The organism is Kitasatospora sp. NPDC057223, assembly GCF_042669755.1.
GTDB lineage: Bacteria > Actinomycetota > Actinomycetes > Streptomycetales > Streptomycetaceae > Kitasatospora.
In genome coordinates this window covers 1-23919 of the sequence record NZ_JBHUWW010000136.1, presented here as the reverse complement: position 1 = coordinate 23919, position 23919 = coordinate 1, and the positions used below count along the sequence as shown (strand labels likewise).

Sequence of the window (23919 nt, the reverse complement as noted above, 5' to 3'; positions counted from 1 at the left end):
GCCCTCGGGCGTTCGTGCGGGCGGGCTCAGTGGCCGCCGCCGGGCTTGCCGTTCCCGTTCCCGTTGCCGCCGATGATGCCGGGCGGCAGGGTGATCCCGCCGATCACGGCCCCCGGGTTGGCCGCGTCGCCGCTGGGCGGGGTGGCGCCGGGGCTGGCGGTGGCGTTCGGGTCGACCTTGGGTGCGGGGTCGGGGATGTTGATGGTCTGGAAGTTGAGGGCGGGTGCGTCCTTGAGGGCCTGGTTCATGGCCATCTGCCAGATCGGGCCGGGGCCGGAGGCACCGAAGACGGTTTCGAAGAAGTGGCCGCCGATGTTGATGTTGTTCATCTCGACGCCGCCGGCCGGGCCGCCGAGCCAGACCGAGGTGGCGAGCTGCGGGGTGTAGCCGCTGAACCAGGCGGCCTTCTTCTTGTCCGTGGTACCGGTCTTGCCGGCGATCTTCCGGCCGTCGTCGAGCTGGAGCGAGGCGCCGGTGCCCTTCTCCGTCACGTTCAGCAGGACGGTGTTGAGCGCGTCCGCGGTGTTCTCGGAGAAGGCCTGGCTGCAGGTGCTCTGCGGGACGTCGACGTTCTTGCCGTCGACGGTGGTGATCTTGTTGATCGCGACCGGGGTGCAGTACTTGCCTCGGGCGGCGAAGGTCGCGTAGACGTTCGCCATGGTCAGCGGGCTGAGTTCGAGCGTCCCGAGGACCATCGAGGGGACCTCGGCGAACGGGTCGCCCTTGGAGGTCTGGCTGATGCCGAGCTTGTTGGCCATCTGCTTCATGGCGCAGAGCCCGACCTGCTGCTCCATCTGCACGAAGTAGGTGTTGACCGAGAGGGCCATCGCCTGCTTGAGCTCGTACGGGCCGACCTCGCTCGCGGACTCGTTGCCCACGCTCCGGTCCTTGCCCTTGGCGGTGTTCTTCCAGGTGCCGTTGCAGGTGGACATCTGCGGGTACTCGATCTTGTTCTCGGACGGGAACGCCTGGGTCGGGGACATCCCGGACTCCAGGGCGGCCGCCGCGAGGATCGGCTTGAAGGTCGAGCCGGTCTGGAAGCCGTTGCCGCCGCCCATCGCCGCGTCGACGTTGAGGTTGACCACGGTCTGGTTCTTGTTCGGGTCCAGGCCGTAGGGGCGGGTCTGGGCCATGGCGAGGATCTTGCCGGTGCCCGGCTCCATCATCGTGGCGGCGGCCGACACCGTGTCGGTGACCTTCACCTTGGACGTGACGGCGTTCTGCGCGGCGGCCTGCTTGTCCGGGTCCAGGGTGGTGTAGATGTTCAGGCCGCCCTGGTCCCACAGCTTCTTGCGCTCGGCCGCGGTCTTGCCGAACAGCGGGTCCTGCTTGACCACGTGGCGGACGTAGTCGCAGAAGAAGCCCATGCCCGCGTTGGCGGTGATGCAGCCGTTCTGCGGGTCCTTGTAGTTCAGGCCGAGCGGGGTGGCCTTGGCCTCCTTGGCCTGGTCCGCGGTGATGTGCTTGTTCTCCAGCAGCTTGTCGATCACCACGTTGCGGCGCTTGAGCGTGTTCTCCGGGAAGCGGACCGGGTCGTACTGCGACGGGTTCTGCACCATGCCGGCCAGCGCGGCGGCCTCGGCGATGGTCAGGTCCTTGTTGCTCTTGCTGAAGTAGCGCTGCGAGGCGGCCTCGACCCCGTACGCCTGGTGGCCGTAGAAGGTGATGTTGAGGTAGTTGGTGAGGATCTGGTCCTTGGTCAGGTCCTCCTCCAGCTTGATCGCGTACTTCAGCTCCTGGATCTTGCGGCCCAGGGTCTTGCGCTGCGCCTCCAGGACGGCCGCGGTGTCGTCGCCGGCCTTCTCGACGTTGACGTTCTTCACGTACTGCTGGGTCAGCGTCGAGGCGCCCTGGGCGGTGGTGCCGCTCTCCGCGTTCTTGCTGACCGCGCGCAGGACGCCCTTGAGGTCGACGGCGCCGTGCTCGTAGAAGCGCGCGTCCTCGATGTCCACCTGGGCCTGGCGCATGACCGGCGCCATCTGCTCGGCGGTCAGCACCGTCCGGTCGCGCTCGTAGACCTTGGCGATCAGGCCGCCCTTGGAGTCGTAGATCATCGAGGCCTGGGACAGCGGCGGCGTCTTGAAGTCGTCCGGGATGTCCGAGAAGCTCTCGGCGGTGTTCTTGGCGGTGAGGCCGAGGGCGCCGACGGCGGGCAGGGCCATGCCGGCCAGCAGGACGCCGGACAGCACGCTGACGCCCAGGAACTTCACCCCGTTCCCCACGTGGTCGAGCGGTGAGCTGCTGCGCCGGCCACGCTGGGGATCTGGGTTGCCGGGGCGCTGGGGTGCCGTGGGGCGCTTCGGTGCCATGGGAGAACACTACGTCTCCGAATCCCGCACATGGGGGCAGGTGTTCGCCTACGCTTGTCACAAGCTTGCGACAGCTTCGCTGCGTGAGCTTCCTTCACTCGTGTGAGTGATGAGAATTGCCCGGTATGCCCGCTTTTGGGGTAGCTGCATCGGGTAATACACCGCCATTTCAGTGACTCTCTGTGCCTGTCCGCGTGGCGAGAGTTGCCGGAGTGGCCTTGGCAAGGCCTGCGACCTGCGATCACTCCAACGAGTGAGCTAACCGGTACCCATAGTCCAATCGGGTCATTCGAGATTGGGCCCGAAGGGGCTGTTGCAACCTGCCGTTCTTCCGTAACGTCCTCAACTGGCAACGGTGAATATGCCGTTGCCGCCGTGGGGGAGCCTCGATTCGGGAGAGGACGGCGCCGGCATGGGCTGGGTAGACGACTGGAGTGCGCAGGCAGCCTGCCGCACTAGTGATCCGGACGAGTTGTTCGTCCAGGGGGCGGCGCAGAATCGCGCCAAGGCGGTGTGCAGCGGGTGTCCCGTACGCACCGAGTGCCTCGCGGACGCACTCGACAACCGGGTGGAGTTCGGGGTGTGGGGCGGTATGACCGAGCGCGAGCGCAGGGCGCTGCTGCGCCGACGCCCGACGGTGATGTCGTGGCGGCGGCTGCTGGAGACGGCACGCACGGAGTACGAGGAGTCCCTGGCCACCGGGGTGATCCTGACGGACTACGCGCAGGCGGGCTGAGCCGGCGGGTCGCGCCGGGGCGGGTCACCGCTCCGCCGTGGCACCCAGGCGGTCGCCGACGGCGCGCAGCCCGTCCAGGTCGTGGACGTCCCCGGGGAGGGCGGCCACCTCGACGATGGGCACGTCCGGGTACACCGACACGAAGCGGTCCCTGGTGCGCCGTTCGCGGGTCATGATCTGCATCCGCTCGGCGTGCAGGCGCAGCAGGCCGGCGGCGAGCAGCTCGGCCTCGGGGGAGGCGGTCTCCGATCCGTTCTCCTCCAGGGCCTCGGCCGCCGCCAGCGCGCGCTCGGCGGTGAGCTGCGGCGCACCCGTGCTGTGCACCCGGTTGAGGACGAGACCGGCCAGCGGCATCCGGTCGGCCGCCAGGCGGTCGACGAAGTACGCGGCCTCGCGCAGCGCGTCCCGTTCGGGCGCCGCGACCACCAGGAACGCCGTGCCCGGTGCCTTGAGCAGCTGGTAGGTCCGGTCGGCGCGTTCGCGGAAGCCGCCGAACATCGAGTCCATGGCGCTGACGAAGGTCTGGACGTCGGTCAGCAGCTGGGCGCCGAAGATCTTGCCGAGGGTGCCGGTGAGCAGCCCCATGCCGACGTTCAGGAACTTCATCGCGCTGCGGCCGCCGACCTTGGCCGGCGCCGCCAGCATCCGGATCACCTTCCCGTCCAGGAAGGAGCCGAGCCGGTTCGGCGCGTCCAGGAAGTCCAGCGCGGAGCGGGACGGCGGGGTGTCGACGACGATGAGGTCCCACTCGTCCGCGTCCCGGAGCTGGCCGAGCTTCTCCATCGCCATGTACTCCTGGGTGCCGGCGAAGCCGGCCGACAGGGACTGGTAGAACGGGTTCTCCATGATCGCCTTGGCCCGTTCGGGCTCGGCGTGGGCGAGCACCACCTCGTCGAAGGTGCGCTTCATGTCGAGCATCATGGCCTGCAGCTCACCGTCGCCGGTGACGCCCTTGACCACGCGCGGGGTGTTGTCCAGCTCGGTGAGGCCCATCGACTGGGCGAGCCGGCGGGCCGGGTCGATGGTCAGGACGACCACCTTCCGCCCGCGCTCCGCAGCCCGGAGCCCGATCGCGGCCGCCGTGGTCGTCTTGCCGACGCCGCCGGAGCCGCAGCACACCACGATCCGGGTCGCCGGGTCGTCGATCAGCCGGTCGACCGCCAGCACCCGGCCGCCCTTCACCCCGCCCGCCGCCGTGCTCCGGGGCCCGCCCGCCGTCGTACGCCGGACCCCGCCGGTCGCGCCGCCCGTCGTCGTGCCCCGGGCCCCGCCCGCTGCGCCGTCCTTCGCCGTGCCCGTCATGCCGCCCCCTGCCGCTTCAGCTCGCCGGCCAGCCGGTACAGGCCGCCGAGGTCGACGCCCTCGCTGAGCAGCGGGAGCTCGTACGTCGGCAGCCTGAGCTGCTGGAGGTCGGCCCGCTGCTCCCGCTCCAGTTCGACCCGCTCGGCGTGCTCGCGGGCCTGCTCCAGCAGCGGGTCGATCAGTGGTTCCACCGCGGCGCGGACGGCCGTCCCGGTCCGGGCCCGGCCGCCGAGGCCCGCCTCGCCGAGGGCGGTGGCGACCTCCTCGCGGTGGTCGCCGTCCACCGCGGCCACCGCGGCGGCGTCCAGTACCGGCGGCCGGACCATGTTCACCAGCACCCCGCCGAACGGCAGTTGGGCCTCCCGCAGGTCGGCGAAGCCGTCCACGGTCTCCTGCACGGGCATCTCCTCCAGCAGGGTGACCAGGTGCACCGCGGTCTCCGGTGAGCGCAGCACCCGCATCACGGCCTGCGCCTGGGAGTGGATCGGGCCGAACCGGGCCAGCCCGGCGACCTCGGAGTTGACGTTGAGGAACCTGGTGAGCCGTCCGGTGGGCGGTGCGTCCATCACGATCGCGTCGTACGCCCGCCGTCCGTCCGGGCCCTTGCGGCGGGCGGCCTCGCAGGCCTTGCCGGTGAGCAGGACGTCCCGCACGCCCGGCGCGATGGTGGTCGCGAAGTCGACGAAGCCGACCTTCTGCAGGGCCTTGCCGGCCCGGCCGAGCTTGTAGAACATGTCGAGGTACTCCAGCAGCGCCTGTTCGGTGTCGATCGCCAGCGCGAACACCTCACCGCCGCTGCCGCCATTGCCGCTGCCGGTGACGCCGTCCGTCGGCAGGCCGAGCTGGGCGGCGGAGACCGAGGCGATCCGGCGCTCCTGGTACGGCAGCGCGGCGATGCCGAACAGTTCGGCGATGCCCTGCCGGCCCTCGACCTCGATCAGCAGGGTCCGGCCGCCCTCCGCCGCCAGTGCGAGCGCCAGTGCGGCGGCGACGGTCGTCTTGCCGGTGCCGCCCTTGCCGCTGACCACGTGCAGCCGGACGCCCTCCCAGTCGCCGGCCCCGCGCCCGCGGCCGTCCTCCCGCGCATCGTCCTGCGGCGCATCGTCCTCCCGGGCACCGGCCGCCCCGCCGGGGTCGCGCCGGGCCGCCTGGTCGGGGGTGCGTGCCACGCTCCGTCTCCGTCCGTTCCGAGGGCCGGCACCGCGAGGTGCCCTCCCGCGAGGGTAACCAGGGACCGCGCCCGATGCCGGGAGCTGCGGTGCACCCGAGCCTGATTCATGCCCCCTTTGTGGCCCACCTCACACCCGCGGGCGCCCTGCCGCCGCTCCGCCCGACGCGCTCGGTGCGGCGCCTGGGGGGTGTCCGCCTCGTCTAGAGTCAGCGCATGACCAAGTGGGAATACGTAACCGTGCCGCTGCTCGTCCACGCCACCAAGCAGATCCTCGACAACTGGGGCCAGGACGGCTGGGAGCTCGTCCAGGTCGTTCCGGGCCCGAACCCGGAGCAGCTGGTGGCCTACCTCAAGCGGGAGAAGGCCGCATGAGCCAGGTCGAGAGGCGGCTGGCCGAACTGGGCCTGACCGTCCCCGAGGTGGCGCCGCCGGTCGCCGTGTACGTGCCGGCCGTCCGCTCGGGCGACCACGTGTTCACCTCCGGCCAGCTGCCGATGGTGGCGGGCAAGCTCCGGACCACCGGCAAGGTCGGCGCCGAGGTCACCCCGGAGGAGGCCAAGGAGCTGGCGCAGACCTGCGCGCTCAACGCCCTCGCGGCCGTGAAGTCCGTGATCGGCGACCTCGACCTGGTCGAGCAGGTCGTCAAGGTGGTCGGCTTCGTCGCCTCCGCCCCCGACTTCACCGGCCAGCCCGGTGTCGTCAACGGCGCCAGCGAGCTGTTCGGCCAGGCGTTCGGCGAGGCCGGCGTGCACGCGCGCAGCGCGGTCGGCGTGACGGTGCTGCCGCTGGACGCACCGGTCGAGGTCGAGGTCCAGGTCCGGCTGAAGCCGCAGGCCTGAGGCCTGCGGGCCGGGAGGGCCGGACGGAATCCGGCGGGGTCGGGCTCTGTCCAACCCCGCCTCCGGCTGCGTAGCATCCGGGGCATGGATCACCCGGCGAAGACGCTCGCGATGCCGCCCGGCTGGCCTGCCCGGATCCGGGCGGTGCTGGCGGGCGAGGTGACGCCGCCGCCGCCCCGGCCGTCGGCCACGGTCGTGCTGCTGCGGGACGCGGCCGCCGGGCCGGAGGCCTACCTGCTGCGCCGCCGCACCTCGATGGCGTTCGCGGGCGGGATGTACGCCTACCCGGGCGGCGGGGTGGACGAGCGCGACGCCGAGGGCGAGCTCGGCTGGGCCGGTCCGGGCCCGCAGGAGTGGGCCGAGCGGCTCGGCGTGGACGCGGGCACGGCGCAGGCGGTCGTCTGCGCGGCCGTCCGGGAGACCTTCGAGGAGGCCGGCGTCCTGCTGGCCGGGCCGGACGCCGACACCATGGCGGAGCCCCGTGACTGGAGTGCCGAGCGGGCCGCCCTGGAGGCGCACGAGCTGTCCTTCGCCGACTTCCTCCGCAAGCACGGCCTGGTGCTGCGCAGCGACCTGCTGGCCGGCTGGGCCCGCTGGGTCACCCCGGAGTTCGAGGAGCGCCGGTACGACACCTGGTTCTTCGTCGCCGTGCTGCCGCCCGGTCAGCTCGCCGCCCAGGAGGTGGGCGAGGCCGACCGGGTCGCCTGGCTCACCCCGGCCGACGCCGTGCTGGGCCACGAGCAGGGTCTGTACGGCATGCTGCCGCCGACCGTGACCGTGCTGCGTGAACTGCTGCCGCTGCGTGCGGCCGCCCAAGCCCTGGACGCGGCGAAGGGCCGCGGACTGGACCCGATCCTCGGCCGGGCCGAGGTGGCGGGTGATCGAATGACGGTGCGATGGTCAGGGTATGAAGAGCTGACCATCGACGGAAACTACCCCCAGGAAGGACCATCGCCCGATGACTCACAACGACGTGGATCGCCGGACGGCGCCTGAGCTGCCCGCCCGAACCCTGACCTCCCACACCCTGACGCCCCGCACTCTCGGCGGTGGCACCGGCCACCGGACCGTGGGGGAGCCGTGGCTGCGCCCGCTGGTGCGCCCGCTCGTGCGGCAGCTGCACCGCAGCTGCGAGGGCGGCCGGTGAGCGGTCTTCTCCCGGGTGACCCCGCCGCCGGCATCGGCGGCGAGGCCACCCCCCGGGCGCTCTGCGTGCTGGCACCGAACCCGTCACCGATGACGCTGGACGGCACCAACACCTGGCTGCTCGCCGAGCCCGGCTCGGACCTCGCCGTGGTCGTCGACCCCGGCCCGCTGGACGAGGCGCACCTGCGCCGGGTCATCGCGACCGCCGAGCAGCAGGGCAGGCGCGTGGCGCTGACCCTGCTCACCCACGGCCACGCCGACCACGCCGAGGGCGCGGCCCGGTTCGCCGAGCTGACCGGTACCAAGGTCCTGGCGCTCGACCCGGCGCACCGCCTCGGCGACGAGGGCCTGCGGCACGGGCAGCGGCTGGAGGTCGGCGGCCTGGACCTGCGGGTGGTCGGCACCCCCGGCCACACCTCCGACTCGCTGACCTTCCACCTGCCCGCCGACGGCGCCGTGCTGACCGGCGACACCGTGCTCGGCCGCGGCACCACGATGGTCGCCCACCCGGACGGGCAGCTCGGCGACTACCTGGACTCGCTGCGCCGCCTGCACACCATGGCCTCCGAGCACGGCGTCCGGACGGTCCTGCCGGGCCACGGCCCGGTGCTCGCGGACGCGCTCGGCGCGGTCGACTACTACCTCGCCCACCGGGCGAACCGGCTGGCCCAGGTGGAGACCGCCGTCGAGGCCGGCTGCCGCACCGCCGCCGAGGTCGTCGCCCGGGTCTACGCCGACGTGGACCGGGCGCTCTGGCCGGCCGCCGAACTGTCCGTCCTCGCCCAGCTGCGCTACCTGGAGGACCACGGCCTGATCTGAGGCCGGGGCTGAGGGCTGATCCGAGGCCGGTGCCGAGGCGTGACCCGAGGCGTGCTCCGGGCCGGCATGCGAGGGGGCCCGTACGCCACCGGCGTACGGGCCCCGCTCGTGTCCGTGCGCCGTCAGCGCGAGCGGCGCGACAGCCGCTCGACGTCCATCAGGACGACCGCGCGGGCCTCCAGCTTCAGCCAGCCGCGGCCGGCGAAGTCGGCGAGCGCCTTGTTGACCGTCTCGCGGGAGGCGCCGACCAGCTGGGCCAGCTCCTCCTGGGTGAGGTCGTGTGCCACGTGGATGCCCTCGTCGGACTGCACGCCGAAGCGGCGCGAGAGGTCCAGCAGGGCCTTCGCCACGCGGCCGGGAACGTCCGAGAACACCAGGTCGGACATCACGTCGTTGGTCCGGCGCAGCCGGCGGGCGATGGCCCGCAGCAGCGCGATCGAGACCTCGGGGCGGGCGTGCAGCCAGGGCTGCAGGTCGCCGTGGCCGAGGCCGAGCAGCTTGACCTCGGTGAGCGCGCTCGCCGTGGCCGTGCGCGGGCCCGGGTCGAACAGCGACAGCTCGCCGATCATCTCGCTGGGGCCCAGCACCGCGAGCATGTTCTCCCGGCCGTCGGGCGAGGCGCGGTGCAGCTTCACCTTGCCCTCGGCGACCACGTAGAGGCGGTCACCCGGGTCCCCCTCGTGGAACAGGGACTCACCACGGGCGAGGGTCACCTCGGTCATGGAAGCGCGCAGCTCGCCGGCCTGCTCGTCGTCGAGTGCCGCGAAGAGTGCGGCGCGCCGCAGAACGTCGTCCACGTGCTTCCTCCTTCTCGGCCGCCCGCCGGTCGGGTCGGGCGGCGCAAGTCCGTACAGTGCTCTGCATCACCAAGCATGGCGCATGTCGCTCCGATCATATGAGGAGGGGGTGCGCCGGTGAGCACTGTACGGGGCCATTCGTACTCATCGGTTACATCGGCGCCGCTGGTCAGGGCCTCCCGATCGGGGCCGCCGACGGCTCCGGGCCCGGTCCGCGCGCCGGGGCCGGCCGGCCGCCGTACGAGATGCACAAGTCACTGAGTGATGTTCAGATGGCGTAATGCGGACACGCCAGCAGGTCGGCGGCCGGCTCCGGAGCAGGCTCTCCCGACTGGGCCGGCCGAAGCCGGCCGACGTGACGTCAGGGATGGTCACAGGGCTGTTCAGCATCCCGGAGGGCATGGCGTACGCGAGCATCGCCGGGTTCAACCCGGTGGCCGGCCTGTACGCGGGTGTCGTGCCGCCGATCCTCGGCTCGCTGACCGCGCCGACCGTGCTCATGGTCACCACGCTCACCAGCGCGATCGCACTGACCTCGCAGAGCGTGCTCAGCAGCGCCGGCCTCGACCCGCACGACGCGGGCAACGTCGCCACCCTGACCCTCATGGTCGGCGTGGTGATGCTGCTGATGGGGGTGCTGCGGCTGGGCGTCGTACTGAGCTTCGTCTCCAACGCCGTGATGACCGGCTTCGCCACCGGGATCGCCCTGCAGATCATCACCGGCGTGCTGGAGGACGCCACCGGGTACGACCCCAAGGGCCACAACCGGCTCCACCAGCTCGCGGACTGGCTCGCCTCGATCGGCCACTGGCAGCTCGCCCCGACCGTGGTCGCGGTGCTGACCGTCGCGGTCTGGGCGGTGGCCCGCTCGGTGCGGCGGCTGGAACCGGTGGCGCTGCTGATCGCCATGGTCGTCGTCAGTGCCGGCGTGGCCGCCCTGGGCACCGATGTGGAGCAGGTCAAGGACATCGCCCGGATCCCGGCCGCCCTGCCCGGCTTCTCCGCGCCCGACCTGAGCGCCGTGCCGCACCTGGTCGGCGGGGCGGTGTCGGTCGCGCTCGTCGCGCTGGCGCAGGCCGCCGGCATCTCCCCGTCGATGCCCAACCCGGACGGCAGCCGCTCCAGCGTCAACGGCGACTTCGTCTCCCAGGGCGCGGCCAACATCGGCGGCGGCCTCTTCCAGGCGCTGCCCTCCGGCGGCTCGCTCTCCCGCACCGGAGTCGCCGCCTCCGCCGGAGCCCGCACCCGCTGGGCGGGGGTGATCTCCGGAGTGTTCCTGGCGCTGGTGGTGCTGCTCTGCGGCTCGCTCGCGGAGCGCATCCCGATGCCCGTCATCGGCGGCCTGATCCTGGTCGTCGGCGGCGAACTGATCTGGGGCAAGCGCAGGGACATCCTGCTGGTGCTGCGCACCTCGAAGCTGTCGAGCGCGGCGATGGCCGTCACCTTCCTGGCCACCACTCAGCTCCCGCTCCAGCAGGCGATCGTCATCGGCGCCGTGCTCTCCCTGCTGCTGTACTGCGTGCAGGCGGCCCGGCAGGCCCGGCTCTCCGCGCTCGTCCGCGACGAGGACGGCCGGTGGACCACCGGGCCCGTCCCGGGGCGGCTGGCGCCGGGGGAGGTCACCGTCCTCGACTACCAGGGGGTCAGCCTGTTCGCCGAACTCCCCAACCTGACGGGTGAGCTGCCCGATGTCGCGGGCGCCCGCGACGCCGTTCTCGTCCTGGTGGTGCGCACCGCCCCCGACATCCCGTCCTCGGCCATCCTCAAGGCGCTGCGCCGCTACCACCGCAGGCTGGGCGAGGAGGGCGGCCGGCTCGTCCTGGCCGGCGTCCAGCCCGCGCTCGTCGACCTGCTGCGGCGCACCGGCCTGACCGACCGGCTCGGCGAGGACGCGGTGATCACCGCGGACGGGCCGCTCCTCGCGCCGCTGGAGCGCGCCCACGCCGAGGCCCTGGCGTGGATCGCCGCGCGACGCACTCCCGCCGCCCCGCCCGGCTGACCGGGCCGGGGCCGCGCACCCCGGCCTGGACCGCCCGCCTCAGCCCACGGCCTTCCGGATCAGCTCGGCGATCCGCTCCTCGCCGTCGGCGGTCAGCTCCGCCAGGGCGTAGGTGGTCGGCCACAGGGTGCCCTCGTCGAGCTTCGCCTGGTCGCTGAAGCCGAGCGTGGCGTACCGGGTCTTGAACTTCTGCGCGCTCTGGAAGAAGCAGACGACCTTGCCGTCCCTGGCGTACGCGGGCATCCCGTACCAGAGCTTCGGCGCGAGGGACGGCGCGTTGGCGCCGACGATCCGGTGCAGCCGCTCGGCGAGGGAGCGGTCCGCCCCTCCATCTCGGCGATCTTCGCGAGCACCTCGGTCTCCGGGTCCGCCTTCGCCGCGCGCGGACCGCGGCGGGCGGCGGACTTCAGTTCCCGGGCGCGTTCCTTCATCGCGTCCCGCTCCTCCTCGGTGAATCCGTCGAACTTCTCCTCGGCCGTGGCGGTGTTCCCGGCGGACTTCTGAATGTCCTTCATGACAGCTTTCCCCTCTGGAACGGTCTGGTGGAACGGTCGGTCGGTCGGTCGGTCGGTCGGGCCAGGGCCAGGGCCAGGGTCAGGGTCAGGACGCGGGTGCGGGCGCGGCGAGCGACGCTCCGGCCTCCCACGCGAACCCGTCCGGGTCGGTGAAGGCGGCGGCGCCGCCACCGATCACGAGCCGGTGCGAGCCGGTGCCGTCGACCGGGACGCCGAGGTCCTTGGCGAGGGCGCGGTGCCCGTACAGCGCCAGCTTGACGGGGCTCTGCCCGGCGGCGAACTCGACGTACTTGCGGCCGTAGCTCCTCGCCACGACGAGGCCCTGGCCGACGTAGAACCGCCGGCTCGCGGCGACGTCCGAGGCGCCCAGCAGGAGCACGATCTCGCCGATCCGCACCTCGGCCGGGCCGGAGTCCTTCTTCGCCGACGTGGCGACCTTCCAGATCGTCCCGTCCGGAGCCCGTACCACGCCGCCGTAGCCCCAGAACGACTTCGCGGCGGGCTTCAACGGCGTGGCGCCGGCGTCGAGGGCGGCGCCCACGAGGGCGTTGACGACGGACGGCTGGGACACTGTGAGCGACAGCGCGAACCCGCGGAAGCCGGTCGTCGGCGCCTCCGAGGCCCGCAGGCCCAGCCGGGTACCCAGGCCGAAGGCGGTGTAGAAGCGCTCGGCGGCCGCGGGATCGGCCACCTCAAGGGTGAGGGATTCGGTGGAGGTCATGGCATTCACGCCAGGTACGGCTCGGGGGCGGGTGCTTCTCGATTCCTGGCCGGTCCGGTCACCTGCTTCGCGACGCCGGGCGGGATGCCCGCCGCGGCGCCCGCCACGTGGCGCTGGTAGACGCTGGGCGGCATGCCCACCAGCTCGGTGAAGCGGGTGCTGAAGGTGCCCGGGGAGGAGCAGCCGACCGCGCGGCAGACCTCGGTGACGCTGAGGTCGCCCCGGCGCAGCAGCGCCGTCGCGCGCTCGATGCGCCGCGTCATGAGGTAGCGGTAGGGCGCCTCGCCGTAGGCGAGCCGGAACTGCCGGCTGAGGTGTCCGGCCGACATGTGCGCGCCGCGGGCCAGTGCCTCGACGTCCAGCGGCTGTGCGTACTCCCGGTCGATCCGGTCACGGACGCGGCGCAGCCGCGCGAGGTCGCTCAGGTGCTGCGCCGCGGTGAGCGCGCGCCCCCAGGCTGGATGGCACATGCGGTGACTCCTTTCGTCCGTCAGGAACGGTTCAGCGGAGCTGCTGGATGCGGACCAGGTTGCCCGCGGGATCACGGAAGGCGCAGTCGCGGACGCCGTACGGCTGTTCGGTCGGCTCCTGGACGACCTCGGTGTCGCCGGCCTGCACCTTCTCGAAGACGCCGTCGAGGTCCCGGGTGGCCAGCAGGATCCAGCCGTAGGTGCCCTTGGCCATCATTTCGAGGACGGTGCGGCGCTCGTCCTCGGTGATCCCGGGGTCGACGGCCGGCGGCGCCAGCAGGATGGACGTGCCGGGCTGGCCGACGGGGCCGACCGTGATCCATCGCATCCTGCCGTGCCCCACGTCGTTGCGGACCTCGAAGCCGAGGACGTCGCGGTAGAAGGCCACGGCGGCATCCGGGTCGTCGTGCGGAAGGACGCTGGTGTGAATGGTGATGTCCATGTCCGTCACGTTAGCCGCGGCCCGCAGCCGGGGCTTCTCGATTCCTGACCGGTCCGGCGACCGGCCCCCGGCCCGGGGCGAAGCGCCCGGTCAGACCACGGCGCCGTCGCGGATCTCCACCACCTGGTCGGCGAGTTCCATCAGCTGCGGGTCGTGCGTGGCGACCACCGCGGTGACCCCTCGCTGCCGACCACCTCGCACAGGAGCTCCATGACGGCCCGTCCGGTGTCGGAATCCAGCCGGCCGGTCGGCTCGTCCGCGATCACCAGGGCCGGCCGGTTGGCCGGCGCCCGGGCGATGGCCACCCGCTGCTGCGATCCACGCAGGACTCCGGGGCCCGGACCCCGGCTTCTGACGCGAGGTCAGGTGGTGGCCAGCTCCTCGAACAGCTGCCTGAGCTGCCCGTCCGGGCCCATGCCCAGTTCACTGCGGTGCACGAGGACGGCCGCCCGGTAGGCCTCCGCGAGGTTCCCGCGCTCACCCAGGGCGTGGTGGGCCCGCATCCGCAGGGCCCAGCTCCGGTTGCGCAGTGGTGACACGGCGAGCAGCGCGTTCACGTCCCGCAGCGCCGCCCGGGGCTCCCCGAGGTGCAGGTAGGCGCCGGCCAGGTCCTCCACGGCTCGCATCCGCTCCTCCTCCAGGTGGCCCAGCCAGCCCGCCAGCGGGCCGTGGCGGGGCACCCCCACCGCGGCCCGGTCCCCGTCCCACAGCGCCAGGGCCGAGATGAGCAGCTCCGTGCCCCCGGCGCCGTCGCCGGCGCGCAGCGCGGCCCGCCCGTCGGCCGCCCGGCGCAGGAACACCAGGTGGTCGCAGTACTCGGTGCCGACCTTGAGGACGTACCCGCCGTCCCCGCCCACGAGGCCGGCGCCGTGGCTCAGCCGGCGGCGCAGGAAGCTGGCGTGCGTACGGATGTTGGCCACCGCCGACCGGGGCGGCTCCCCGTCCCAGAGGGCCTCGGCCGCCCGGTCCACGGTGACCGTGCGGTTCGCCTGCAGGAGGAGCGTGACCAGCAGGGTGCGTGCCTTGCCGCCGCCGATCTCCGCCGTCAGGGCCCCTGCCTCCGGATCGTCCTGACGTACCCGTCCGAGCATGCGAAACACTGCTTCCACGCCACTCACACCCCGTCGAACGTTCACCCGCAGTCCAATCGGCTTGAACCATGCACCCGCCGACGGAGGCTTTGCAAGACTCTTTCGTCATTTTGCAGAAACAATTTGCGCCGCATGCGCCGTGATGCCGTGATGCCGTGACGGCTCGTGGTGATGCGCCGCAGTGCCACGGCGGGCACCCGCTCCACCGGAATCGCGCCCGGCCGGCGGTCCCGTCCCGCGGCCCGACCCGGAGATCTCACGTGGAGCCGGTGGCATCCGGCGTAATCTGCCTTCATGGCAGAGAGCAAGGCTCGGAAGTCCCTCGCCGGACCAGCGGTGAAGGCGAGGAAGCCGGAGTCGCGGCTGGCGATGGTGCGGCGGGCGCGCAGGATCAACCGGGAGCTGGCGGAGCTGTATCCGTACGCGCATCCCGAGCTGGATTTCGAGAACCCGTTCGAGTTGCTGGTGGCGACGGTGCTGTCGGCGCAGACGACGGACCTGCGGGTGAACCAGACGACCCCGGTGCTGTTCGCGAAGTACCCCACGCCGGAGGAGATGGCGGCGGCCGAGCCGGAGGTGCTGGAGGAGATCATCCGGCCGACCGGGTTCTTCCGGGCGAAGGCACGCTCACTGCTCGGCCTGTCGGCCGCGCTGCGGGACAACTTCGACGGTGAGGTGCCCGGCCGCCTGGAGGACCTGGTCACCCTGCCCGGCGTCGGCCGCAAGACGGCGAACGTCGTGCTCGGCAACGCGTTCGGCGTACCCGGGATCACCGTGGACACCCACTTCGGACGCCTGGCGCGCCGCTTCGGCTGGACGGCCGAGGAGGACCCGGAGAAGGTCGAGGCCGCGGTGGCCGCGATCTTCCCGAAGTCCGAGTGGACGATGCTGTCGCACCGCGTGGTCTTCCACGGCCGGCGGGTCTGCCACTCCCGCAGGCCGGCCTGCGGGGCGTGCCCGGTCGCGGCGCTCTGCCCCTCGTACGGGGAGGGCGAGACCGACCCGGACAAGGCGGCGAAGCTGCTGAAGTACGAACTGGGCGGCCGGCCGGGCCAGCGGCTCCGGCCGCCGGAGGGCTATCCCGGGCAGGCGGCGTCCCCCCTCGGTGCGGATGCGGGCGCGGGCGCCGGGGCGGACGGGGAGCCCGGATGAGCGCGCCGATCGAGCGGGACGGCCTGCCGGGCTGGCTGCTGCCCGTCCGGGAGGCGGCGGAGACCGTCCGGCCGGAGCAGCTCAGCCGTTTCCTGCCGCCGGCCGAGGGCGGCCGCCGGTCGGCGGTGCTGATGCTGTTCGGCGAGGGGCCGTCGGGCCCCGACCTGCTGCTGATCGAGCGGGCCCGCTCGCTGCGCTCGCACGCGGGCCAGGCGTCGTTCCCCGGCGGCGCGCTGGACCCGGAGGACGGTGACCCGGACGGCAGCGGGCCGGTCGCGGCGGCGCTGCGCGAGGCGTGGGAGGAGACCGGGCTCGACCCGTCCGGCGTGCAGGTGTTCGCCACGCTGCCGGCGCTGTACATCCCGGTCAGCCGGTTCATCGTCACGCCGGTGCTCGGCTGGTGGCGCCGGGAGAGCCCGGTCGCGCCGGTGGACGAGGCCGAGACCGGGGCGGTGTTCCGGGTGCCGATCGCCGAACTGACCGATCCGGCCAACCGGGCCAGGCTGCGGCACCCCTCGGGGCACACCGGTCCGGCCTTCACCGTGGCGGACCGGTTGGTCTGGGGCTTCACGGCCGGGGTGATCGACCGGATGCTGCACCACAGCGGTCTGGAGCGCCCCTGGGACTCCTCCCGGACGATCGCACTGTCCGAGGAGGCGCTCGGCCTCGCCCGCGGCGACCTGACCGGCTCCCGGAGCCTGAGCGACACCCCGGCGGCCGGGTAGCCGCCGGGGCGCCGGCCCGTCCGCGGTTGCGCCGGCGGCGGGCGGGGCAGGAGCTGGGCACGGAGCCAGGTACCCGCCCCGGGGTGAGGCCGTGGGAGGGTGTCCGGGTGAACGTCCTGGATCTGCTGTTGATCGCCGCCGCCATCGGCTTCGCCGTGTCCGGCTACCGGCAGGGATTCGTGGTGGGCGTCCTGTCGGTGCTCGGTTTCCTGGGGGGCGGGCTGGTCGCCGTCCAGTTGCTCCCGCTGCTGCTCAGCCATCTCAGCCCCGGCACCACCGCTTCGGTGGTCGCGGTCGTGGTGGTGATCGTGCTCGCGGCGGTCGGCCAGGCCGTCACGACCCACTTCGGCTGGAAGCTGCGCGGCCACATCGACCGGCGCCCGGCCAAGGTGCTGGACGCGGCCGGCGGCTCGGTGGTCAACGTGATCTCGATGCTGCTGGTGGCCTGGCTGATCGGGTCGGCCCTGGCCGGAACGTCACTGCCGACCGTCTCCAAGCAGGTCCGGACGTCCACCGTGCTCGGCGGGGTGCAGGAGGCGCTCCCGAGCGACGCACCCAACTGGTTCTCCGACTTCTCCAAGGTGCTGGCCCGCAACGGCTTCCCGCAGGTCTTCAACCCCTTCGAGCACGAGCCGATCACCGAGGTCTCGCCGCCCGATCCGGCGCTGGCCGGCAGCGCGGCGGTGGCGAAGGCCAGGCAGTCCCTGGTGAAGGTGGTCGGCACGGCGCCGTCCTGCGGCAAGACGCTGGAGGGCAGTGGTTTCGTCTTCGCCCCGCACCGGGTGATGACGAACGCGCACGTGGTCGGCGGGGTGGACGAGCCGACCGTGCAGATCGGCGGCACCGGGCCGCTGTACGACGCGACCGTGGTCCGCTACGACTGGCAGCGCGACATCGCCGTGCTGGACGTCCCGAAACTCACCGCGCCCCCGCTGGCCTTCGCGGGCGAGGCCCGGACCAACGACAGCGCGATCGTCGCCGGCTTCCCCGAGAACGGCGGCTTCAACGTGCAGCCGGCCCGTATCCGCGGCCGGATCCAGGCCAATGGCCCGGACATCTACCACCGCGGCCAGGTCGTCCGCGACGTGTACTCGGTGCGTTCCCTCGTGCGCCAGGGCAACAGCGGCGGCCCGCTGCTCACCCCGGAGGGCGAGGTCTTCGGCGTGGTCTTCGCCAAGTCGCTGGACAGCGCCGACACCGGCTACGTGCTCACCGCCGCCGAGGTCCGCGAGGACGCCGACCGCGGCAGTACCGCGACGGCCCGGGTGGACACCGAGGGCTGCGCGCTCTGACGCCGGGCGCCCGGCCCGCTCTGCTCCGGCCCGCTCTGCTCCGGCCCGGCCGGTCCCGGTTCGCACCGCGCCGGCCCGGCCGGATCCTGACGGAGGCCGGGCGGTTCGCCGGACGCGCCTGGTAGCGTCGGCGCGGCTCACCCGTACGGCCCAACCGGGCTGTCACGGCGGGGCCCCGACGGGAGGTCAGGCAGCGACATGACGGAGACAACGCCATGATGGGTCACTCGCACGCGGTCAGCGGCGCGTTGCTGTACGCGGCCTCCGCGCCGTTCCTGCCCCCGCTGCTCCTGCACACCACGCTCGCGCCCGCGGACATCCTGATGGGCACGGTGCTGTGCGCGGGCGCCGCCCTGCTGCCCGACCTCGACCACCACGACGGCACGATCGCCAACTTCCTCGGGCCGATTTCCAAGGCGCTCTGCCGCTTCGTCGCCTGGGCCTCCGGCGGGCACCGGCACGCCACCCACTCGCTGCTGTTCGTCGCGCTGATGGGCGCGGGGGCGTGGGCGGGCGTGACCTTCCTCGGGCGCAACTTCACCCTGGGCCTGACGTTCTTCCTGCTGGCCCTGGCGATCCGGGCGCTGCGGCTGCACCCGCCGGGGGACGGACCGACGATGTGGATCACCATCATCGGGCTGGCCGCCCTCGGCACGGCCGGTATGAACAAGTGGATGCCCAGCGCCCCGGGCTGGCTGCCGTACGCGGTCGCCCTCGGCACGCTGGCCCACCTGCTGGGCGACTGCCTCACCAAGAAGGGCGCGCCGCTGCTCTGGCCGCACAAGGAGCGCTACGAGATCGTGCTGATCAAGCGCAGCGGCAACAACGTCGAGACGAAGGTGCTGGTGCCGATCATGTCGGTGGCGACCTTCGCGCTGCTCTGGTTCACGGCGGTCTCGCCGGGGGTCCTCGGCTGACGCCGGCCGCCGCCCGGTCTCCGGGCGGCGGCATCGGTGCGTACGTGGGCGGCGCGGGGCCTCAGGTCTCGCGCCGCAGGCGTGCGCCCACCCAGCGGGCGCGGCGGCCGATGATGCGGGGGATGCCCAGTTGCTGCGGGCCCGCGCCCTGCGGGTGCTCCGCCTCGTCGTAGCCGAGGTCGTCCGCCCAGCCGGACCGGTGGGCGGGGCTCTGCGAGCTGCGGCTGCTTCGGCGTCGACTGCGCGGCGCTGCGCTGCGATCGGGCATCCAGGTCATACCGGATGGATGCCCGTGGGCCGGTTGGCGTAATCGCTTCCCGGTCGCTGAATTGGCCTATGCGATTGTCATATGTGTGCAACATAAAGGAAGTTGGGACCTCCGGCCCTGGCACCCGGTCGCCATGACCGGTGCCGGGACCGCTCAGCCCTTGTGCGTGCCGATCCAGTCGATCAGCTCCGCCGAGAACTGCTCCGGCGCCTCCTCGTGCGGGAAGTGCCCGACCCCCGGCAGCAGCCGCCAGCGGTAGGGCGCCGACACGTACTCGCCGCCGCCGAGCGCCGTGTGCGCGAGCAGCACCGGGTCGGCCGCCCCCTGGATGTGCAGGGTGGGCGCGGTGACCGGCTTCTTCATCCGGCGGGCGAACTGGATCCCGTCCGGGCGGGCCATCGAGCGCAGCAGCCAGCGGTACGGCTCGATCGAGCAGTGCGCCGTGCTGGGGATCTGGATCGCCTGCCGGTACGCGTCCACCGCCGTACGCTCCAGCTGGTTCGGCCCCGTCCAGGCGTCGAGGTAGCGGCCCACCAGTGCGGCGTCGTCGGCGACCAGGCGGCGTTCCGGTATCCACGGCCGCTGGAAGCTCAGCACGTGCTCGAAGGCGGCCAGTTGGCGCCGGTCGGTCAGCAGGGCGCGGCGCAGGTCCCGGGGGTGCGCGGCGGAGACGGCGGTCAGGCTCTGGATCACCGAGGGGCGCATCACCGCCGCCACCCAGGCCAGCGTCCCGCCGGAGGCGTGCCCGACCAGGTGGGCCCGCCGCTCGCCCAGCGAGCGGATGACCCCGGTGATGTCCAGCGCCAGGTTGCCGGGGTCGTACCCGCGCGGCGTCCGGTCGCTGCCGCCGACGCCGCGCAGGTCCAGTGCGACGGCGCGGTAGCCGGCCTCGGCGAGCGCGGTCATCTGGTGCCGCCAGGCCCACCAGTACTCCGGCCAGCCGTGCACCAGCAGGACCAGCGGGCCTTCGCCCAGTTCGGCGATGTGGAACCGGGCCCCGTTGGCCGCCAGGTCGCGGTGCGTCCACGGCCCGGCCTGCCGGATGCTCCACGCGGCGTCCGCGGCCTCCGCGCGGGCGGCCCGCGAGGTCGCGGACGGGCCGGGGGCGCCGTCGACCGTCGGGCCCGGCGGCTCGGAGTCCGCCCCGGGCGTCGGCTGCTGCGGGGGCTGGGGCACGGGCTTCTGGTCGAGCGGCATAGCGAGAGCGTGTCATATCCGGGCGCCGGACACGTGCCCGGCACTCGTGGCGGCTACGTCCGATGCGGTAGTCCCGTCCGCCGCAGGCCCGTCCGGCGGGGTGCCGGGCGGGGTGCCGGGCGAGGTCGGCGGGGCCGCCGGGGCCGAGCCCGGCGGCCGCCCGGGAGGTCAGGGGCGGCGGCCCAGGGCCCGGTCGATCTCCTCCTTGGTGGCGGGACGCGGCCGGGCGTTCTTGAGGACGTCGGCCGTCGCCTGGGCGCCCTCGATGGTGCGGCGCGGAGGCTCGATCTTCTTGAAGGACCGCCAGGCCAGCAGGCCGAGGATGATCGCGAGCAGGACGTACGCGCCGGTGATGATCGCGAACGACCAGCCGAGCGTGATCCCCAGCGCGTGCACGCCGAGCGCCGCCGCGATGCTCCCCACCGGGATGGCAGCCAGCAGGACCACGCCCGCCACGATGCCCGAGACGCCGCCCGAGACGCCGCGCTTGACGTCCTGCCTGATCTCGGCCTTGGCCAGCGCGATCTCGTCGTGGACGAGGGTGGACAGGTCGGCGGTGGCCGCGGCGAAGAGCTGCCCGACCGAACGCTCACCCTCGTACGGCGCCCGGCCGTTGCTGGACGGGTCTGCGGTTCCTGTGGGCATCAGCGGTTCTCCTCTGCGGCGTCTGCGGACTGTCGACAGCTCAGAATCATGCCCCTACCGGTCAGTCGGGCACCACTCCGGGGGCCCGGCGGGGCGGCGTGTTGCCGGTAACCGCCGCCCGGCCCGGAGGGAACGGCCCGCCGCCGTCACTCCGTCGGGTGCGGCCGCTGCCCCGTCCGGGCCTGCCAGGCGGGGTCGTCCTGCTGGTAGACGTCCGGGATGCCGTCGCCGTCGGAGTCGGCGTTCTCCTCGTCCACCAGCCCCTGGTAGTGCCGGTTGCGCAGTTTGAGCAGCACCGTCGCGATCAGCGCGCAGAGCAGCGAGCCGACCAGCACGGCGGCCTTCGCCCGGTCGGCCAGCGCCGGGTCCTCGTCGAAGGCCAGCTCGCTGATCAGCAGGGACACCGTGAAGCCGATTCCGGCCAGGGTCGCGACCGCGAACAGGTCGGCCCACTTCAGCTGGGGGTTCAGCTGGGCCCGGGTGAAGCGGGCCGCCAGCCAGGTGCCGCCGAAGACGCCGACGGTCTTGCCCAGCAGCAGGCCGAGCACGATCCCGAGCGGGGCGGCCTGGGTGAACACCTCGGCCAGCGCCGACCCGGAGATCGTCACCCCGGCCGCGAACAGGGCGAAGACCGGCACGGCGAACCCGGCCGAGAGCGGGCGGACGAGGTGCTCGATGTGCTCGCCGGGCGACTGCTTCTCGTCCCCGACGGTGTGGCAGCGGAGCATCAGACCCATCGCCACACCGGCGACCGTGGCGTGCACGCCGCTCTCGTGCATCAGCGCCCAGATGACGAACGCCAGCGGCACGTAGAGGTACCAGCCGTGCACGCCGTGGCGGTGCAGGAACCAGAACAGCACCAGGCCGGCGAGTGAGAGCCCGAGTGCCCAGAACTTGATGCCGGAGCTGTAGAAGACGGCGATGATCAGGATCGCGATCAGGTCGTCGACCACGGCGAGGGTCAGCAGGAACGCGCGCAGGGCGGAGGGCAGGTGACTGCCCACCACGGCCAGCACGCCGAGTGCGAACGCGATGTCGGTGGCGGTCGGGATCGCCCAGCCGGCCGGGTGCCCGCCCGCACCGGAGTTGGCCACGGTGTAGACGACCGCGGGCAGCGCGACCCCGCAGACCGCCGCGATCACGGGCAGTACCGCGGCGCTCGGCGTGCGCAGTTCACCCGCGACGAACTCGCGCTTGAGCTCGATGCCGGCCACGAAGAAGAAGATCGCCAGCAGTCCGTCGTTCGCCCAGGTCTCCAGGCTGAGGTCCAGGTGGAGCGGGGAGGACGGGCCGACGGTGAAGTCCAGAACGCTCTCGTACGCGTGCGGCCAGACGTTCGCCCAGATCAGCGCGGCCACGGCGGCGAGCAGCAGCAGGATGCCGCCGACCGTCTCGGTGCGCAGTGCGTCCGTGATGTAGGTGCGCTCGGGGAGGGACAGCCGGCCGAGGAACTGGCGGCCCCGGGGTGCGGGCTCGGTGGGCGGCTGGCTGGCCACGGGGGACCTCCTGGGAGCGGGAACGGCAGGTGGATACACCTGTGGTGCAGTGCCGACCAGACTTCCCGGCGCGCCCTGTGACCCGGGCAGGATCCGGCGGACGGCCCGTCAGGGCCGGGGCGGGATCTTGCCGCGTCGTCGACAGTTTAGGGGTTTGGGTGGGAGAGCCGGGCAGGAGGTATCCGTTTTGCGCATTTTATGACCATGGACCCGTCCGGTCGGGGGACCGCGACCCGAATGGCGCCGCGCGGGTGCAGACGGGTGAACGCCTCCCTAAGGTCGGTGGCAGGCGCCGCCCGACCGGTCGGCGTCCTTCCGAAACGGAGGCACCCGATGCCCAGCGAGGACGCGGACGGCTTGAGCGCCGTGCCGTACTCCATAGCCGGCGGCGAGGGCGCGCAGAGCGTCCCGCCCCTGTTATCCGCCAAGCTTGTCCTTCCTGTCCTGCCTGTCCCACCGGCCGCACCGGCCGCACCGGCCCCGCCCGGGTGGCCTGCCGCGCAGCCCCCGGCCCGGCCCCGGACCCAGGCCCGCCGGAGCGCCGAGCGATGAACGCCGAGCTGACCGACCGTCCGGCGACAGACCTCGAACCCCTGCTCCGACCGTTGTTCCGCGCCGCCCCCGGCGGACTCGCCGTGGCAGTGATCCGCGGCGACGAACGCACCGTCTCCTGCCGCGGCTACACCGACCGGGCCCGCGAACGCCCCGTCCGGGCCGACAGCCGCTTCGAGATCGGCTCCGTCACCAAGACGTTCACCGCCCTGCTGCTCGCCGAGATGGCGGCCCGCGGCGACGTCCGCTACGACGACCCGATCGACCGGTACCTGCCGGCCCACGCCGCCCCTGGCTACCCGCACGAGCGGCCGATCACCCTGCTCCACCTGGCCACCCACACCTCGGGCCTGCCCCGGCTGCCCGTCGGCTTCACCCCGGCGGCCGTACCCCGGTGGTTCACCGACCCGTACGCCGCGTTCGGGCTCTCCCACCTGCTGCGCGCACTGCCCCGGACGCCCGTCCGCGGCACGCCCGGTACGCAGGTCCGCTACTCCAACCTCGGCTGCGGGCTGCTCGGCCTGCTGCTGGAGAACGCGGCCGGCCAGCGGTACGACGAACTGCTGGCCGCCCGGGTGTGCGGGCCACTGGGCCTCGTCGACACCTCCTGCGGCCCCGACCGCGAGCCGGCCACCGGCTACCGGCGCGGGCGGCGGGTGCCGTCCTTCCGGCTGCCGGCCCTGCCCGGCGCGGCGGCGCTGCGCTCCACGGCGGACGACATGCTGCGCTACCTCCAGGCGCACCTCGCCCTGGAGGCCGTCCCGCTGCCCGAACGCACCGATGCGGCGGCACTGCGGACCGCCCTCGGTGAAGTCCGGCTGCCCCGGGTCGGACGGCGCCGCACCGGTGCGCGGATCTGCCTCGGCTGGAACCAGCGTTCGGTCGGCGGCTCCGGTGGGGAGGACGACGAGGACGAACTCGTCTACCACGCGGGTGCCACCCGCGGGGCCACCGCCTTCGTGGGCTTCAGCCCGCGGACGCAGGTCGGCCTGGCCGTGCTGGCCGGCGCCCTGCCGATGCGCAGCCGGGGCTTCGTCCAGGGCGCGTACGACACCCTGCGCACCCTGGCGGCGGAGCGCCGCACGGGTTAGGCCGTGCCGATGGCCGTGCCCGATGCGGACGAAGGGCTACCCGGGGCGGTCACGACCGCCCCGGGTAGCCCTTCGCGGATCCGGTGTCGCGGATCCGGTGTACGGCGGTGGTCAGCCTTCGGTGCCGGCTGCGGGCAGTTGGGACTGGATGAGGTTCATGACGCTGCTGTCGGCGAGGGTGGTGGTGTCGCCGACCTCGCGGCCTTCGGCGATGTCGCGGAGCAGGC

The 23919-nt window shown here is 73.0% G+C and carries 24 protein-coding genes and 2 pseudogenes; 12 read left to right on the top strand and 14 right to left on the bottom strand.

All coding sequences use genetic code 11. The features are described 5' to 3' along the window. Window positions 1–26 precede the first annotated feature (26 nt). The gene (locus ACFUK0_RS33255) at window positions 27–2309 is read right to left on the bottom strand and encodes a transglycosylase domain-containing protein (protein ID WP_380256468.1); all 2283 of its coding nucleotides are present in this window, start codon (window positions 2307–2309) and stop codon (window positions 27–29) included. 412 nt (window positions 2310–2721) lie between these two features. Between ACFUK0_RS33255 and ACFUK0_RS33250 the strand changes: the two genes are divergently transcribed. Next, on the top strand, window positions 2722–3045 hold the full coding sequence (locus ACFUK0_RS33250; RefSeq protein WP_033333275.1) for a WhiB family transcriptional regulator: 324 nt from the start codon (window positions 2722–2724) through the stop codon (window positions 3043–3045). A 24-nt stretch (window positions 3046–3069) separates the two neighbouring features. Here the strand turns inward: ACFUK0_RS33250 and ACFUK0_RS33245 are convergent, their stop codons facing one another. Next, window positions 3070–4347 (bottom strand): ArsA family ATPase, encoded by a 1278-nt coding sequence (locus tag ACFUK0_RS33245; RefSeq protein WP_380256465.1) that lies wholly within the window; start codon window positions 4345–4347, stop codon window positions 3070–3072. After that, window positions 4344–5381, bottom strand: coding sequence for an ArsA-related P-loop ATPase (locus ACFUK0_RS33240; protein WP_380256470.1), 1038 nt, complete (start codon window positions 5379–5381; stop codon window positions 4344–4346). The genes ACFUK0_RS33245 and ACFUK0_RS33240 overlap by 4 nt, the downstream gene beginning before the upstream one ends. Before the next feature lie 350 nt (window positions 5382–5731). Here ACFUK0_RS33240 and ACFUK0_RS33235 point away from each other — a divergent pair, with 350 nt between their 5' ends. The 5 genes from ACFUK0_RS33235 to ACFUK0_RS33215 all read left to right on the top strand — a co-directional run bounded on the left by ACFUK0_RS33235 (window position 5732) and on the right by ACFUK0_RS33215 (window position 8322). Next, window positions 5732–5890 carry a DUF4177 domain-containing protein gene (locus ACFUK0_RS33235; RefSeq protein WP_380256463.1) on the top strand — a complete coding sequence of 53 codons (159 nt, stop codon included), beginning with the start codon at window positions 5732–5734 and terminating at the stop codon, window positions 5888–5890. After that, window positions 5887–6357, top strand: a complete 471-nt coding sequence (locus ACFUK0_RS33230; RefSeq protein WP_380256461.1) for a RidA family protein — start codon at window positions 5887–5889, stop codon at window positions 6355–6357. Before ACFUK0_RS33235 ends, ACFUK0_RS33230 begins: the two co-directional genes overlap by 4 nt. Before the next feature lie 84 nt (window positions 6358–6441). Further along, on the top strand, window positions 6442–7353 hold the full coding sequence (locus ACFUK0_RS33225; protein ID WP_380256459.1) for an NUDIX hydrolase: 912 nt from the start codon (window positions 6442–6444) through the stop codon (window positions 7351–7353). Continuing rightward, the gene (locus ACFUK0_RS33220) at window positions 7316–7504 is read left to right on the top strand and encodes a hypothetical protein (protein WP_380256457.1); all 189 of its coding nucleotides are present in this window, start codon (window positions 7316–7318) and stop codon (window positions 7502–7504) included. The genes ACFUK0_RS33225 and ACFUK0_RS33220 overlap by 38 nt, the downstream gene beginning before the upstream one ends. Continuing rightward, window positions 7501–8322, top strand: a complete 822-nt coding sequence (locus ACFUK0_RS33215; RefSeq protein WP_380256455.1) for an MBL fold metallo-hydrolase — start codon at window positions 7501–7503, stop codon at window positions 8320–8322. Before ACFUK0_RS33220 ends, ACFUK0_RS33215 begins: the two co-directional genes overlap by 4 nt. Before the next feature lie 122 nt (window positions 8323–8444). Here ACFUK0_RS33215 and ACFUK0_RS33210 read toward each other — a convergent pair whose 3' ends face one another. After that, the gene (locus ACFUK0_RS33210) at window positions 8445–9119 is read right to left on the bottom strand and encodes a Crp/Fnr family transcriptional regulator (RefSeq protein ID WP_030392646.1); all 675 of its coding nucleotides are present in this window, start codon (window positions 9117–9119) and stop codon (window positions 8445–8447) included. A 280-nt stretch (window positions 9120–9399) separates the two neighbouring features. Between ACFUK0_RS33210 and ACFUK0_RS33205 the strand changes: the two genes are divergently transcribed. Continuing rightward, the gene (locus ACFUK0_RS33205) at window positions 9400–11118 is read left to right on the top strand and encodes a SulP family inorganic anion transporter (protein ID WP_380256453.1); all 1719 of its coding nucleotides are present in this window, start codon (window positions 9400–9402) and stop codon (window positions 11116–11118) included. 39 nt (window positions 11119–11157) lie between these two features. On the opposite strand, the pseudogene ACFUK0_RS33200 reads toward ACFUK0_RS33205, so the two are convergent. The 6 genes and pseudogenes from ACFUK0_RS33200 to ACFUK0_RS33175 form a co-directional block, all read right to left on the bottom strand. Further along, window positions 11158–11633, bottom strand: a pseudogene (locus ACFUK0_RS33200) (iron chaperone). Window positions 11634–11718: 85 nt separating this feature from the next. Beyond that, window positions 11719–12354: a glyoxalase gene (locus tag ACFUK0_RS33195; protein ID WP_380256451.1), complete on the bottom strand. Its 636-nt coding sequence runs from the start codon at window positions 12352–12354 to the stop codon at window positions 11719–11721. 5 nt (window positions 12355–12359) lie between these two features. Beyond that, window positions 12360–12824 carry a helix-turn-helix transcriptional regulator gene (locus ACFUK0_RS33190; protein WP_380256449.1) on the bottom strand — a complete coding sequence of 155 codons (465 nt, stop codon included), beginning with the start codon at window positions 12822–12824 and terminating at the stop codon, window positions 12360–12362. Between the two features lie 31 nt (window positions 12825–12855). Beyond that, complete coding sequence (locus ACFUK0_RS33185) at window positions 12856–13266, bottom strand: VOC family protein (protein ID WP_380256447.1); 411 nt, start codon at window positions 13264–13266, stop codon at window positions 12856–12858. A gap of 90 nt (window positions 13267–13356) precedes the next feature. Further along, window positions 13357–13601: pseudogene (locus ACFUK0_RS33180) on the bottom strand (ABC transporter ATP-binding protein); the annotation flags it as partial. A gap of 27 nt (window positions 13602–13628) precedes the next feature. Next, window positions 13629–14357, bottom strand: coding sequence for a BTAD domain-containing putative transcriptional regulator (locus ACFUK0_RS33175; protein WP_380256445.1), 729 nt, complete (start codon window positions 14355–14357; stop codon window positions 13629–13631). 294 nt (window positions 14358–14651) lie between these two features. Between ACFUK0_RS33175 and nth the strand changes: the two genes are divergently transcribed. From nth to ACFUK0_RS33155, 4 genes are all read left to right on the top strand, one after another. Next, window positions 14652–15509: an endonuclease III gene (gene nth, locus ACFUK0_RS33170; RefSeq protein ID WP_380256443.1), complete on the top strand. Its 858-nt coding sequence runs from the start codon at window positions 14652–14654 to the stop codon at window positions 15507–15509. Then, the gene (locus tag ACFUK0_RS33165) at window positions 15506–16234 is read left to right on the top strand and encodes an NUDIX hydrolase (RefSeq protein ID WP_380256441.1); all 729 of its coding nucleotides are present in this window, start codon (window positions 15506–15508) and stop codon (window positions 16232–16234) included. Before nth ends, ACFUK0_RS33165 begins: the two co-directional genes overlap by 4 nt. 107 nt (window positions 16235–16341) lie before the next feature. After that, window positions 16342–17526 carry a MarP family serine protease gene (locus ACFUK0_RS33160; protein WP_380256439.1) on the top strand — a complete coding sequence of 395 codons (1185 nt, stop codon included), beginning with the start codon at window positions 16342–16344 and terminating at the stop codon, window positions 17524–17526. Between the two features lie 215 nt (window positions 17527–17741). Then, complete coding sequence (locus ACFUK0_RS33155) at window positions 17742–18443, top strand: metal-dependent hydrolase (protein WP_380256437.1); 702 nt, start codon at window positions 17742–17744, stop codon at window positions 18441–18443. Between the two features lie 61 nt (window positions 18444–18504). On the opposite strand, the gene ACFUK0_RS33150 is transcribed toward ACFUK0_RS33155, so the two are convergent. The 4 genes from ACFUK0_RS33150 to nhaA all read right to left on the bottom strand — a co-directional run bounded on the left by ACFUK0_RS33150 (window position 18505) and on the right by nhaA (window position 22049). Continuing rightward, on the bottom strand, window positions 18505–18720 hold the full coding sequence (locus ACFUK0_RS33150) for a hypothetical protein (RefSeq protein WP_380256435.1): 216 nt from the start codon (window positions 18718–18720) through the stop codon (window positions 18505–18507). A 144-nt stretch (window positions 18721–18864) separates the two neighbouring features. Beyond that, window positions 18865–19908 (bottom strand): alpha/beta fold hydrolase, encoded by a 1044-nt coding sequence (locus ACFUK0_RS33145; RefSeq protein ID WP_380256433.1) that lies wholly within the window; start codon window positions 19906–19908, stop codon window positions 18865–18867. Window positions 19909–20076: 168 nt separating this feature from the next. Continuing rightward, the gene (locus tag ACFUK0_RS33140; protein ID WP_380256431.1) at window positions 20077–20553 is read right to left on the bottom strand and encodes a phage holin family protein; all 477 of its coding nucleotides are present in this window, start codon (window positions 20551–20553) and stop codon (window positions 20077–20079) included. A 146-nt stretch (window positions 20554–20699) separates the two neighbouring features. Next, window positions 20700–22049 carry a Na+/H+ antiporter NhaA gene (gene nhaA, locus ACFUK0_RS33135; RefSeq protein WP_380256429.1) on the bottom strand — a complete coding sequence of 450 codons (1350 nt, stop codon included), beginning with the start codon at window positions 22047–22049 and terminating at the stop codon, window positions 20700–20702. A 548-nt stretch (window positions 22050–22597) separates the two neighbouring features. On the opposite strand from nhaA, the gene ACFUK0_RS33130 reads away from it, so the two are divergent. Continuing rightward, window positions 22598–23692, top strand: a complete 1095-nt coding sequence (locus ACFUK0_RS33130) for a serine hydrolase domain-containing protein (protein ID WP_380256427.1) — start codon at window positions 22598–22600, stop codon at window positions 23690–23692. Window positions 23693–23919: the final 227 nt, after the last annotated feature.